Source organism: Cellulomonas jepli (assembly GCF_047229345.1).
Taxonomy (GTDB): Bacteria; Actinomycetota; Actinomycetes; order Actinomycetales; family Cellulomonadaceae; genus Cellulomonas_A.
This window is the reverse complement of the sequence record NZ_JBFTER010000131.1, coordinates 1-12358: the sequence shown is the minus strand read 5'-3', so window position 1 is coordinate 12358 and position 12358 is coordinate 1. Positions and strand designations below refer to the sequence as shown.

12 protein-coding genes are annotated in these 12358 nt (G+C 76.7%); 8 read left to right on the top strand and 4 right to left on the bottom strand.

Features of this window, described 5'->3' with window-relative positions:
• Positions 1-94: 94 nt before the first annotated feature.
• Positions 95-592: a DsbA family protein gene (locus tag AB6N24_RS21010; RefSeq protein WP_412871312.1), complete on the top strand. Its 498-nt coding sequence runs from the start codon at positions 95-97 to the stop codon at positions 590-592.
• A 2-nt stretch (positions 593-594) separates the two neighbouring features.
• On the opposite strand, the gene nhaA is transcribed toward AB6N24_RS21010, so the two are convergent.
• Positions 595-1971, bottom strand: coding sequence for a Na+/H+ antiporter NhaA (gene nhaA / locus AB6N24_RS21005; protein WP_412871311.1), 1377 nt, complete (start codon positions 1969-1971; stop codon positions 595-597).
• A 97-nt stretch (positions 1972-2068) separates the two neighbouring features.
• Complete coding sequence (locus AB6N24_RS21000) at positions 2069-3787, bottom strand: molybdopterin-dependent oxidoreductase (protein ID WP_412871310.1); 1719 nt, start codon at positions 3785-3787, stop codon at positions 2069-2071.
• 111 nt (positions 3788-3898) lie between these two features.
• On the opposite strand from AB6N24_RS21000, the gene AB6N24_RS20995 reads away from it, so the two are divergent.
• The 3 genes from AB6N24_RS20995 (at position 3899) to AB6N24_RS20985 (ending at position 6759) form a co-directional block, all read left to right on the top strand.
• Entirely contained in the window at positions 3899-4771 is an 873-nt protein-coding gene (locus AB6N24_RS20995; RefSeq protein WP_412871309.1) for an SDR family NAD(P)-dependent oxidoreductase, read from the top strand.
• Positions 4772-4898: 127 nt separating this feature from the next.
• Complete coding sequence (locus tag AB6N24_RS20990) at positions 4899-5732, top strand: HEAT repeat domain-containing protein (RefSeq protein WP_412871308.1); 834 nt, start codon at positions 4899-4901, stop codon at positions 5730-5732.
• Positions 5713-6759: a HEAT repeat domain-containing protein gene (locus AB6N24_RS20985; protein WP_412871307.1), complete on the top strand. Its 1047-nt coding sequence runs from the start codon at positions 5713-5715 to the stop codon at positions 6757-6759. The genes AB6N24_RS20990 and AB6N24_RS20985 overlap by 20 nt, the downstream gene beginning before the upstream one ends.
• A 116-nt stretch (positions 6760-6875) precedes the next feature.
• On the opposite strand, the gene AB6N24_RS20980 is transcribed toward AB6N24_RS20985, so the two are convergent.
• Positions 6876-7328 carry an HIT family protein gene (locus AB6N24_RS20980; RefSeq protein ID WP_412871306.1) on the bottom strand — a complete coding sequence of 151 codons (453 nt, stop codon included), beginning with the start codon at positions 7326-7328 and terminating at the stop codon, positions 6876-6878.
• 145 nt (positions 7329-7473) lie between these two features.
• Between AB6N24_RS20980 and AB6N24_RS20975 the strand changes: the two genes are divergently transcribed.
• Positions 7474-8010: a pyrimidine dimer DNA glycosylase/endonuclease V gene (locus AB6N24_RS20975; RefSeq protein ID WP_412871305.1), complete on the top strand. Its 537-nt coding sequence runs from the start codon at positions 7474-7476 to the stop codon at positions 8008-8010.
• Between the two features lie 15 nt (positions 8011-8025).
• On the opposite strand, the gene AB6N24_RS20970 is transcribed toward AB6N24_RS20975, so the two are convergent.
• Positions 8026-8574 carry a DUF1697 domain-containing protein gene (locus AB6N24_RS20970; protein ID WP_412871304.1) on the bottom strand — a complete coding sequence of 183 codons (549 nt, stop codon included), beginning with the start codon at positions 8572-8574 and terminating at the stop codon, positions 8026-8028.
• Positions 8575-8755: 181 nt separating this feature from the next.
• Here AB6N24_RS20970 and nirB point away from each other — a divergent pair, with 181 nt between their 5' ends.
• The 3 genes from nirB to AB6N24_RS20955 form a co-directional block, all read left to right on the top strand.
• A complete protein-coding gene (nirB, locus tag AB6N24_RS20965; protein WP_412871303.1) occupies positions 8756-11470 on the top strand; it encodes a nitrite reductase large subunit NirB in 2715 nt (904 codons plus the stop codon).
• The gene (gene nirD / locus AB6N24_RS20960; protein WP_412871302.1) at positions 11467-11880 is read left to right on the top strand and encodes a nitrite reductase small subunit NirD; all 414 of its coding nucleotides are present in this window, start codon (positions 11467-11469) and stop codon (positions 11878-11880) included. Before nirB ends, nirD begins: the two co-directional genes overlap by 4 nt.
• A partial coding sequence (locus AB6N24_RS20955; protein ID WP_412871301.1) for a precorrin-2 dehydrogenase/sirohydrochlorin ferrochelatase family protein occupies positions 11877-12358 on the top strand: 482 nt, incomplete at its 3' end. The genes nirD and AB6N24_RS20955, both read left to right, overlap by 4 nt.

Below are 12358 nucleotides of genomic sequence, written 5' to 3'. Positions count from 1 at the left end.
GCGCCCGCGCCCGCGCCGCACCCGCGCCCGGAGCACCCGCGCGTCGCCGGCGCCGGCGCCGGGGAGGCCGGGGGACGCCTGGCATGCTGTCGCCATGTCGGACGACGCGAGGCACGTGCTCGGCTCCCTCGACGCCCCGGTCACGGTCGTGGAGTACGGGGACCTCGAGTGCCCGTACTGCCGCGACGCCGCCCCGGTGCTGCGCGAGCTCGTCGAGGGGTCCGGCGGCCGGGTGCGGCTCGTCTGGCGACATTTCCCGCTGTTCGAGGTGCACCCGCACGCGCTCACGGCAGCGCTCGCGGCCGAGGCCGCCGGGGCGCACGGGCTGTTCTGGCCGATGCAGGAGCTGCTGTTCGCGCGGCAGGGCCGGCTGACCGACGCGGACCTGCGCGCGTACGGCGCCGAGCTCGGCATCGACCCTGACGAGGTCGCCGGCGAGCGCGCGCAGGTGCACGCCGACGCCGTCGAGGCGGACTACGTCGGCGGCGTGACGGCCGGGGTGCGGGGCACGCCGACGCTGCTCGTCGACGGCGTGCGCTACCGCGGGCCGATCGAGGTCGGCGCGCTGCGGGCCGCGCTCGGCGTCGCCTGAGCTCAGCCCGCGGGCGCCACCCACGGTCGTGGCGGGAGCGCGGGCGGCGGTCCCTCGGAGGTCGGCGAGCACAGCGGCAGGCGCTCGCCGAGGTAGCGCAGCAGCAGCGTCCCGAGGACGGCGGCCACGAGCGAGCCCGCGAGGATGCCGATCTTCGCCTGCTCGACGAGGTGCTCGTCGTCGAACGCGAGCTCCGCGATGAACAGCGAGATGGTGAACCCGATGCCGGCGAGCACCGACCCGCCGAGCAGGTGCCCGAACCGCACGCGCCCCGGCAGCACGCCCATCCCCGCGCGGATCGCGAGCGACGCCGCGCCGAAGATCCCGACCGCGTTGCCGGCGACGAGCGCGACCGCGACGCCGATCGTCACGGGCGACGACGCCGCCGTGCGGAGCGTCTCGGAGTCGAGCCGCACGCCCGCGTTCGCGAGGCCGAAGACCGGCACGACGACGAAGGCGCTCCACGGGTGCAGGAGCCGCTGGAGCCGGTCTGCCGCGGGCACGGCGGCGCGTGCCGCGAGCTCGGTGAGGTGCTCGCGCTCGGCGGTCGTCTCGCGGGCGAGGTGCTGGGCGTACCGCTCGACGTCGTCGACGTCCTCGCGGCGCGACGGCCGGGACGGCAGCAGCAGCCCGACGAGGACGCCCGCGAGCGTCGCGTGCACCCCCGAGGCCTGCACCGCGAACCACAGCGCGAGCGCAGCGACGACGTACGGCGTGAGCCGCCAGACGCCGAGCCAGCGCATCACGACCACCGCCACGACGACGAGCCCGGCGAGCGCGAGCGGCACGAGCGCGACGTCGTCGGTGTAGAAGACCGCCATCACCGTGATCGCCCCGATGTCGTCGACGATCGCGAGCGTCAGCAGGAAGAGCCGCAGCCGGTCCGGGCACGCGGGCCCGAACAGGGCGAGGATCCCGACGAGGAACGCGGTGTCCGTCGACATGACGACACCCCAGCCGTGCGCCGCCTCGCTGCCCGCGTTGAACGCCAGGTAGATCAGCGCCGGGACCGCGAGACCGCCGAGCGCACCGAGCGCCGGGACGGCCACCGTGCGGCGGTCGCGCAGCTCCCCGCTGGTGACCTCGCGGTTGATCTCGAGCCCGACGACGGCGAAGAAGACCGCCATCGCCGCGTCGTTGACCCAGTGGTGCAGGTCGAGCGTGAGCCCGACGCCGCCGACGTGGAAGCCGGCCTCGGTCGCCCACAGCGCCTCGTAGGCGTGCGCCCACGGCGAGTTGGCCCAGACGAGCGCGAGCACCGTCGCGCCGAGCAGGAACGCCGCGCTCCCGGCCTCGGTGGCGAGGAAGCGCAGCACCGCGGGGGACGTGGCCGGGAACCGCACGCGCAGCGTGGGACCGGGCGAGGGCAGCACGGCCATGGGACCTCCGGAACGTGGGACGGCGGCGCCCAACGTGCCAGCCTGCCGGGCGTCGGCGCAACGCGCGCTGCCACAGGGTTATGCCCTGGTGGGCGGCTCAGGCGTCCGTGACCTTGACGCGCACGGCGTGGTACCCGGTCGCGCCGTCGGGGACGACCCGCGCGACGTCCGCGGTCTGCGGGCCGTCCGGGTCGCTCGCGCGCACCTGCAGCTCGTGGTCGCCGGGCGTGGCGTCCCACGCGTACGTCCACTGCCGCCAGGTGTCGATCCCGCCGTCCGCCGCGAGCGTCGCACGCTTCCACGGGCCGTCGTCGACCCGGACCTCGACGCCCTCGACGCCCCGGTGCTGCGCCCAGGCGGTGCCCGCGACGACGACCCGGCCCGCCGCGAGCTGCGTCGCGTGGCGCGGCACCTCGATGCGCGACTGGGTCTTCACCGGTCCACGCTCCGACCAGCCCCGCACCGTCCAGTACGCCTTCGCGTCCGCGAACCGCGTGACCTCGAGGTCGACGACCCACTTCGTCGCCGACACGTAGCCGTAGAGGCCCGGCACCACCATCCGCACGGGGAAGCCGTGCTCGACGGGCAGCGGCTCGCCGTTCATCCCGACGGCCAGCAGCGCGTCGCGGTCGTCGGTCAGGGCCTCGATCGGCGTCGAGGCGGTGAACCCGTCGGCGCTCGTGGAGAGCACCATGTCGGCGTCCGGCAGCGGCCCCGCCCGCTCGAGCAGCTCCCGCACCGGCAGCCCGAGCCACCGCGCGTTGCCGACGAGGTCCCCGCCGACCTCGTTCGACACGCACGCGAGCGTGACCCACGCCTCGACGAGGTCCGAGCCCAGCAGCTCGTCGAACGTCAGCGTGACCTCGCGCTCGACGAGCCCGTGCACGCGCAGCGACCACGTCGTGGGGTCGACGCGGGGGACGGTGAGTGCGGTGTCGATCCGGTAGAAGGTGCTGTTCCGGGTGACCCACGGGTCGACGCCGGGCACCCCGGAGTCGACGCCGGCCGGCAGCGCGGCGGTGCGGGTCGCGGTCGGGAGCCGCAACGTCTCGCGGACGGCCTCGACGGCGCGGCGCCCGGCACCGAGCGTGCGGCCCGCGACGACCGCGAGCGCGCCGCCGACGGCGAGGGCGCCCGTGAGGCGGAGGAAGGAGCGCCGGTCCGTCGCCCCCGCGGGGTCCGTCGACGGCGCCGGCTCCGTCGACGCCGCCGGGTCCGCCCCCGCCGGGTCGGCGACAGCGGTCCGGGGCGGGCCGGCGGCCGGGGGCGCTGTGTCCGTCCCGGTCGCGGCGCCAGCCGCGGTCCCCGTTCCTGCCGCGCTCACCAGGAAGGCGTCGCCGGCCGGGTCCGTGCGCGCGCCGGCCGGAGGGGCGCCCGCCGCGCGTGCGCGTCCCGGCAGCCGGTCCACGAGCCACCGCAGCACGAGCAGCCCCGCGAGCGCGCCGACGAGGCTCGGGACCGGTGCGAGCAGCCCGGCGTCGGGGCGGGACGCCGCGGCCAGCGCACCGACGGCCCCGAGCAGCACGACGAGCGCCGCGCCGAACGCCCACCGCCGGGCCGCGAGCACCCCCGCGAGCGCCGCGAGCCCCGCGAGCACCACGACGCTGCCGACGGTGAGCGCGAGCTTGTCGGCGGTCCCGAACGCCGCGATCGCGAGGTCCTTGAGCCACCCGGGCGTCGCGTCGACGAACGTCGCACCGACGGCGACGAGCGGTTCCGCGCTCGCGGAGACCAGTCCGGCGGTGAGCGCGGCGACGCCGAGCGTGACCGCCCCGGCCGCGAGTCCGGCGAGCGCGGCGTACCGGGTGCGAGGCATGGTCCGAGTATGCGGTGGCGTGGGCCGTCCGGCTGGCGGACGCGACCGGTTTCGGCAGCGTGCTCCGCGGGTGCCAGGACCGTCCGGCGCCGCGCCGGTACCGTGACGCGCATGACGACCGCTCCCGCCGCACCGTCCACCCCGACCGACGCCGCCGCGCTGCCCGTCCCGCGGACGGCGCTCGTCACGGGGGCCGGTCGCGGGATCGGCCGGGGGCTCGCGCTCGGGCTCGCGCGCGCCGGCTGGCCCGTGGCCCTCGTGGGGCGGACCCGCGAGAACCTCGAGGCGGTCGCGCAGGAGTGCCGCGACGCCGGGCTGCCGTCCGAGCACGTCGTGGTGGCGGCCGGCGACCTGGTCGACGCGACGCAGGTCGCCGACGTCGTCGCGACCGTCGAGGAGGCGTTCGCGCCGCTCGGCGGGATCGGGTTGCTCGTGAACAACGCGGGCGTGATCGAACTCGCCGAGGTGCCGTTCGCCGACGACGACCCCGAGGACATGTGGCGCGTCGTCGAGGCCAACGTGCGCGGGCCGCTGCTCGTCACGCACGCGGTCCTGCCCGGGATGCTCGCGCGCGGCGGCGGCCGGGTCGTCAACCTCAACTCGGGCGCGGGGCACCGGGCGACGGGCACCTACACGGGCTACGGGATCAGCAAGGGCGCGCTCGCGCGGTTCACGCGGCTGCTCGACCACCAGCACCGCGCCGCCGGGCTGCGCATCTTCGACCTCGCCCCGGGCGTGGTCGTGACCGACATGACGCAGGGCATGCCCGCGCACGACGACCGCACCGACTGGACGCCGGTCGAGACCGTCGCCGAGCTGCTGCTCGCGCTCGCGTCCGGCGAGCTGGACGACCTCTCGGGCCGGTTCGTGCGCGCGGGCGCGGACACCCCCGAGCAGCTCCGGGCGGTCGCCGCGCGGATCGTCGCGGCCGACGCGCGCGTGCTGCGCATCCCGCCGTACGGCGACGACGACCCGGCGATCTGACGGCACGGCGGCCGCGGCGGGCGGGTGCCACCGACGCGGCGCCAGGGCATCCTCAGGAGCGACGCCCGGGCGGGCGCTTGACCTTGACACGGTGTGAAGGTGTGGACTCGACGCAGGAGGTCCCACCATGACGCCGCAGACGCACACGCACACGCCCCCACCCACGAGCACCGACCCTGGCACCCGCCTGAGCCGCGCCCTGGCCGCCGGGTCGTCGTCCGTGCGGCTCCAGGCCGCGCTCGCCGCGGGCACCCGCCCGGACCCCGGTCTGGTCGCGCTGCTCGTCGAGCGCTGCGCGGTCGAGCCGGACTTCTTCGTGCGCGACATGCTCACGTGGGCCCTGACCCGGCACCCGGCGGCGGCGACCGTCCCGCTCCTGCTCGACGAGGTGCGGGCCGGCGCGCGACAGGCCCGCAGCCAGGCGCTGCACACGCTGTCCAAGATCGGCGACGCCCGCGGGTGGCACGCCCTCTCGACCGACGTGCTGCACGACCCGGACGAGGACGTCGCCCGCACCGCGTGGCGTGCGGCGGTGAGCCTCGTCCCGGCGGGACGGGAGGCCGAGCTGGCCGAGACGCTGTGCACCGAGCTGGGGCGCGGGGACCGCGAGACGCAGCGGAGCCTGAGCCGCGCGATCGCCGGGCTCGGCGACGCGGGGGTCCCGGCCCTGGAGGCGCGCGAGCACGCCGACGACGAGGCCGTCCGCACGCACGCGCTCGCGACACGGCACCTGCTCGACGACCCCGACGCGGACTTCGAGGCCGCCGTCGCCGAGGCACGGCGCGTCGCCGCGCTCGCAGCCGCGCCCTCGGTCCCCGACGACACGGCCGGGCCGTCCGTCCCCGACGCCCCGGGCGCGTCCGACCCCGCCGACGCACCGCCGTCGGCCGTGCTCGACGCCGGGCCCCACCTGTCCGTCGCCCACGACGCGCCGGGTCCGGGTGACCGTGCTGATCGGTGAGGTGGCGCAGCACGCGGGGATCAGCACCCGCATGCTGCGCCACTACGACGCGATCGGGCTCGTGTCGCCGAGCGGGCGCACGTCCGGTGGCTACCGCGCGTACTCGCCGGACGACCTGCGGCGGCTGTTCCAGGTCGAGTCGCTGCGCTCGCTCGGGCTGCCCCTGGGCGACGCGCGGAGCGCGCTCGACGACCCGACGTTCGCGCCCGCGGACCTCGTCGACCGCCTGATCGCCTCGACGCAGGAGCGGGTCGCGCGCGAGCAGGAGCTGCTGGCGCGGCTGCGCGAGGTGCGGGCGAGCGAGCCCGCCGCGTGGACCGACGTGCTGGGCCTGGTGGCGCTGCTCCGCGGGCTCGACCAGGGGCAGCCGGCGCACCGCCAGCAGCTCCTGCTCACCGCTCCCGACGTGGCGCGGGTCCCGGCTGCGTCGCTCGCCGAGGCGCTCCTCGCGGAGGACGACCCCAACGTCGCCGGTGCCCTGCAGTGGGCGCTCGGCCGCCACGAGGACGGCGCGGTGCACGTCCTCGTGGCGGCGCTCGACGCCCCCGACCGGGACGTCCGGCAGCGCGCCGTGCGTGCGCTCGTGCGCGTCCCGACCGACGAGGCGACGGCCGCGCTGACGACGACCCTCCACCACCCCGACGAGGACGTCCGCGGGCGCGCGGCGCTGGGCCTCGGTGCGCGCGGCGACGCGTCGGCGGTGACCGAGCTGCTCCGGATGGTGGTCCGCGGCGACGACGACGTCGCGGCGGCCGAGACCCTCGGGGCGCTGGCCCGACGGCACCGCAGCGCCGACCGGCTCGCGCGAGCGGTCGGCGACGAGCTCGGGCGACCCGGCGCGCCCGCCGCCGCGCGCGAACGGCTCACCCAGGCGCTCGCGGAGCTCGACGGCACCGCCGCCGGAGACCTGCTCACGGCCCTGACCGACGACGCGGACCCGCACGTGCGCCGGATCGCCACCTACTGCCTCTCCGCGCGGACGGGTCTCGCCCGACGCACGCGGCCGGAGCGCCCCACGCCCCGGTAGCGCGCCCTCACCGGCAGGTTCGGTGCGGCGCCGACGCACCGGCCGCGGGAGCCCGCCGGGCGGGAGCGCGCCGGGCGGGAGCACCGGACCCCGGAGGTGCCGGAGCGCGGGACACCTCAGGCCGGCAGCGCGGGCGACCCGAGCGCAGCCGGGACGTGCGCCTCGTGCCCGGCGTCCCGCAGCGCGTCCCGCAGCCGCTCCGCGGCGGCGTCGAGCTCGTCGCCCGGCACGTCGGACCGCGCGTTCGCGAAGGTCAGGCTCGACTCGTCCCACGCCGGCAGGACGTGCAGGTGCAGGTGCGCGACCTCGAAGCCCGCGACGAGCAGGGCCGCCCGCGGCGCACCCCAGGCGGCCTGCTGCGCAGCGCCGATCGTCCTCGCGACGACCGCCAGGTGCGCGACGACGTCGTCGGGCGCCTCGGTGAGCTGCGCGACCTCGGCGCGGGGGACGACGAGCACGTGCCCGTCGGTGATGGGGGCGATGGTCGAGAAGGCGACGCACACGTCGTCGGCCCACACGAACCGGCCCGGGATGGCGCCCTCGATGATCTGCGTGAACACGGTGGTCATGGCCCCACGCTAGCGACGCCCGGCGCGCGGGCCCGGCGGCGCTCACCTAGCGTGAGGGCGACCCCGCCCCCCAGCGCCAGGAGCCCGGCATGCCGACGGACGTCCCGACCCGCCGCCACCGGTCGGGCTCCCCGGGGACGGCGTCGTGAGGCTCTGGTCGCTCCACCCGCGCTACCTGGACCGCCCGGGGCTCACGGCGGCGTGGCGCGAGGCGCTGCTCGCGCAGAAGGTGCTCACGGGCACCACGCGCGGGTACCGCAACCACCCCCAGCTCGTGCGCTTCACGCCGCCCGGGTGGCCGCCGCCCCCGCTGCCCGGCCGTGCGGCCCGCGTCCCGGGGACGCCGTACGTGCGGGGCCCCGAGCCGCCCGCCGCGCCGGAGCCGCGCGACCCCGGCCACGCGATCACCACGTTCCTGCACGGCATCGCCGACGAGGCCGCCGCGCGCGGCTACGTCTTCGACCGGACCAAGGTGCTGCACCCCCCCGACGCGGACCTGCGCCTCGAGGTGACCGACGGTCAGCTCGCGCACGAGTGGGGCCACCTGCGCGCCAAGCTCGAGGCCCGCAGCCCCGAGGTGCTCGCGCGGTGGTCGGACGTCACCGTCCCGGACCCGCACCCGCTGCTCGTCGTGGTCCCCGGTCCCGTCGCGCCGTGGGAGGTCCTCGACGACCTGGAGTAGGTCGGACGCGTCCGGTCAGCCCGCGCGCTCCGCGAGCAGGTCCTGCAGCGCGAGCACCGTCCGCCAGTTGCGTCCCGTGCCGGCCTGGCGCGCGGCACGCGTGAGCACGTCGGGCGCCAGGCGTGAGCGGCCCAGGCCGTCGGGGTAGTGCACGTACGCCTCACGGCCGGCCCACACGACCTGCTCGTGGCCGTACGCGGCCGCGTCGAACGCCGGGTCGGGGTCGAGGTCCGCGGCGAAGAACGTCACGAGCACGCGCCCGGGGTCCTCCGCCGCCGCGTCGGGGAACGGGTTCGCCGCGACGACGGCGTCGAGCTCGGCGCGCGTGCGCACGACCACGTCGACGTCGAACCCCACGTCGTCGCGCAGGGCCGCCGCCAGACCGGCGGCGAGCCGCTCGGGGGTCGCGTCGTCGGGCGCGACGAGGACGACGTTGCCGCTGTTCAGGTGCGTCTTGACCTGCTCGTGGCCGAGCGCCTCGGCGACCGCGCGCAGGCGGGCCATGGGGACCTTGCGGTGCCCCCCGACGTTGACGCCCCGCAGGAGCGCGACCACCGCTGTCATCGACCCAGGATGCCGTGCCCCCGCGCGCGGCGGTACCTCGGGTCCCGCGGCGACCTCACACGGGGCCGGGCCGGGCTGTGCGCAGACCGTTCCCCCGGGGTAACGGGGCGTGCCCCCTGTCGGAAACACGCGGTTCCTAGCGTGGGGGCACGCCCCGGCCGGACCCACCCTGGAGACCCACATGGACGCGACCGACCCGACGGACCGCACGCCCGACGAGCCCCGCCCCACGACGGAGGACTCCGCCACGCCGGCGACCGCGACCGCGCAGCCCGCGGCCGCCGTGGTCGACGAGCGCGCGCCGAAGCACCTCGTCGTCGTCGGCGGCGGCATGGTCGCGCAGCGGCTCGTCGAGGCGATGCGGGACCGGGACGGCGCAGGGGAGTGGCGCATCACGGTGCTCGCCGAGGAGCCGCGCGCGCCGTACGACCGCGTCGCCCTGACGTCCTACTTCTCCGGCCGTGACCCCGAGGACCTCGCGCTCGGCACCCCCGAGCTGTGGGCCGACCCGCTCGTGCGCCTCGTGCGCGGCGACGCCGTCACGGCGATCGACCGCGCGGCGCGCACCGTGACGAGCGCGTCGGGGCGTGTCGAGCACTACGACCACCTGGTGCTGGCGACCGGCTCGAAGGCCGCGATGCCGCCCATCGAGGGCAACGACCTGCCGGGCGTGTTCGTGTACCGCACGGTCGACGACGTCGCGGAGCTGCGCGGCTGGGTCGAGGAGCAGCGCGAGCGGTGGAGCCGACCGGTCCGGGGCGCGGTCATCGGCGGCGGCCTGCTCGGGCTCGAGGCGGCGGGCGCGCTCCAGGCGCTCGGCGCGCAGAGCACCGTCGTGCAGTTCGGCACGCACCTCATGTCGGCGCAGATCGACCTCGGCGGCGGCGAGGCGCTGCGCCGGCTGATCAACTCCCTCGGCGTCGGCGTCCGGCTCAACACGGCGACGACCCGCATGCGCACGAACCGCCGCGGCACGGTCGGGCGCCTCGACTTCGCGGACGGCGGCCGGCTCGACGTCGACGTCGTCGTGGTCGCGACCGGCGTGACCCCGCGCGACGAGCTCGGCCGGGCCGCGGGCCTCGAGGTCGGCCCGCGCGGCGGGGTCGTGGTCGACGACGCGTGCCGCACCGCGGACCCGTTCGTCTCGGCGGCCGGCGAGGTCGCGTGCATCCAGGGAGCGTGCATCGGGCTCGTCGCCCCCGGGTACGCGATGGCCGAGATCGTCGTGGACCGCCTGCTCGGCGGCGCGGCGACCTTCCCCGGCGCGGACACCGCGACCAAGCTCAAGCTCTCCGGGGTCGACGTCGCGAGCTTCGGCGACGCGTTCGCGGTCACGCCCGGCGCCCTCGAGATCGTCTGGGCCGACCCGGTCGGCGGCGTCTACAAGAAGCTCGTGCTGTCGGACGACGCGCGCACGCTCCTCGGCGGCGTCCTCGTCGGGGACGCGAGCGCGTACGCGTCGCTGCGCCCCATGCTGGGCCGCGAGCTGCCCGGTGACCCCGGCCAGTACCTGCTGCCCGAGGGCGGCGGCGGTGGGGGTGCGGCGCTCGAGCTGCCCGACGACGCCGCGGTCTGCTCGTGCAACAACGTGACCGCGGGCACGGTCCGCGGCGCGGTCACCGAGCACGGCTGCACCGACCTCGGCGCGGTCAAGGCCTGCACCCGCGCCGGGACGAGCTGCGGCTCGTGCCTCCCGCTCGTGAAGAAGCTCGTCACCACGGAGCTCGAGAAGTCCGGCATCACGGTCAGCAAGGCCCTGTGCGAGCACTTCGACCTCTCGCGGGCCCAGCTCTACGACGCCGTCCGCGTCACGCAGCTCCGGTCCTTCACCGACGTGCTCGCGCGGTTCGGCACGCGGCCCGGCGCGCGCGGCTGCGACATCTGCAAGCCGGTCGTCGCGTCGATCCTCTCGACCACCGCCCCCGGGCACGTCCTCGAGGGCGAGCGCGCGACGCTGCAGGACACGAACGACCACGTCATGGCGAACCTGCAGAAGGACGGCTCCTACTCGGTCGTCCCGCGCATCGCCGGCGGCGAGATCACGCCCGAGGGCCTGCTCGTGATCGGGCAGGTCGCCAAGGACTTCGGGCTGTACACGAAGATCACGGGCGGCCAGCGCATCGACATGTTCGGCGCGCGCATCGACCAGCTCCCGGCGATCTGGCAGCGCCTCGTGGACGCCGGCATGGAGTCGGGGCACGCGTACGGCAAGTCGCTGCGCACGGTGAAGTCGTGCGTCGGGTCCACGTGGTGCCGGTTCGGCGTGCAGGACTCGGTCGCGCTCGCCGTCCAGCTCGAGCTGCGGTACCGCGGCCTGCGCTCGCCGCACAAGATCAAGCTCGGCGTCTCGGGCTGCGCGCGCGAGTGCGCCGAGGCCCGCGGCAAGGACGTCGGCGTCATCGCCACGGACAAGGGCTGGAACGTCTACGTCGGCGGCAACGGCGGGTTCACCCCGCGCCACGCACAGCTCCTCGCCGAGGACCTCGACACCGAGACCCTCGTGCGGACCATCGACCGCTTCCTCATGTACTACGTCCGCACCGCTGACCGGCTGCAGCGCACCGCGCCGTGGATGGAGGACGTCGAGGGCGGCCTCGAGGGCGTGCGCGCCGTGATCATGGACGACTCCCTCGGCATCGCCGCGGACCTCGACGCCCAGATGGCGCTGCACGTCGACTCGTACGAGGACGAGTGGGCCGCGACGCTCGCGGACCCCGAGAAGCTGCGCCGGTTCGCGTCGTTCGTCAACGCCCCGGCGACGCCTGACCCGTCGCTCGCGTACGTCGCCGAGCGCGGCCAGGCACGCCCCGCCACGGCGGAGGAGAAGAACGGGTACGACGACGGGCGCGCCGGTGCGGTGCTCGTCGCGGGGACGACTCTGGAGGTGCGCTCGTGACTGCTGCCCAGGTGGAGGACCGTGTGGTGGAGGACGTCGCGTGGGTGGACGTGTGCCGGCTCGACGACCTCGCGCCCGAGCGCGGCGCCGCTGCGCTCGTCGGCGGCGACCAGGTCGCGCTGGTCCGGCTGCTCGACGACCGCGTCCTCGCGGTCCAGCAGCTCGACCCGTTCTGCGGCGCGTACGTGATGTCCCGCGGCATCGTGGGGACCCGGTCGGTCGACGGCGCGGACGTCCCGACCGTCGCGTCGCCGATGTACAAGCAGGTGTTCGACCTCACGACCGGCCGGTGCCTCGACGCCGTCGGCAAGGAGCCCGTCGACCTGCGGACGTGGCCGGTGCGCGTCGTGGCCGGCTCGGTGCAGGTCGGCGTCGCGGCCGGCTCGGTCGCCGTCGGCGGTGCCGGGTGACCGCGCTGCTCGGGCTCCGGCTGACCGGCCGGCGCGTCGTCGTCGCGGGCGGCGGCCCGGTGGCGGCCCGGCTCGTGCAGGACCTGCTCGTCGAGGGGCCGCGCGTCCTCGTGGTCGCCCCGCAGCTGTGCGAGGCGCTGCTGGACATGCACCGCTGGGGGCTCGTCGAGTGGCGCGCCGCGGAGGTCCGCGCGAAGGACCTCGACGGCGCGTGGCTCGTGCAGACGGCCACGGGCGACCGGGCCACCGACGCCGCGGTCGCGGGGTGGGCCGAGGAGCGCCGGGTCTTCTGCGTGACGTCGGGCGACGTGCGCGGCGGGACGGCCAGCACGCCCGCGACGACCCGCCTCGGCGACGTCCTCGTGGGCGTCGTGGCGACGGCGGCCGGGAGCGCGGCCGAGCGCTCGCCGCACGCCTCCGGCCCGTCCGGCGGCTCCGGCGCGGTGGGCAGCGTGCCGCCCACCACGTGCAGAGCGCC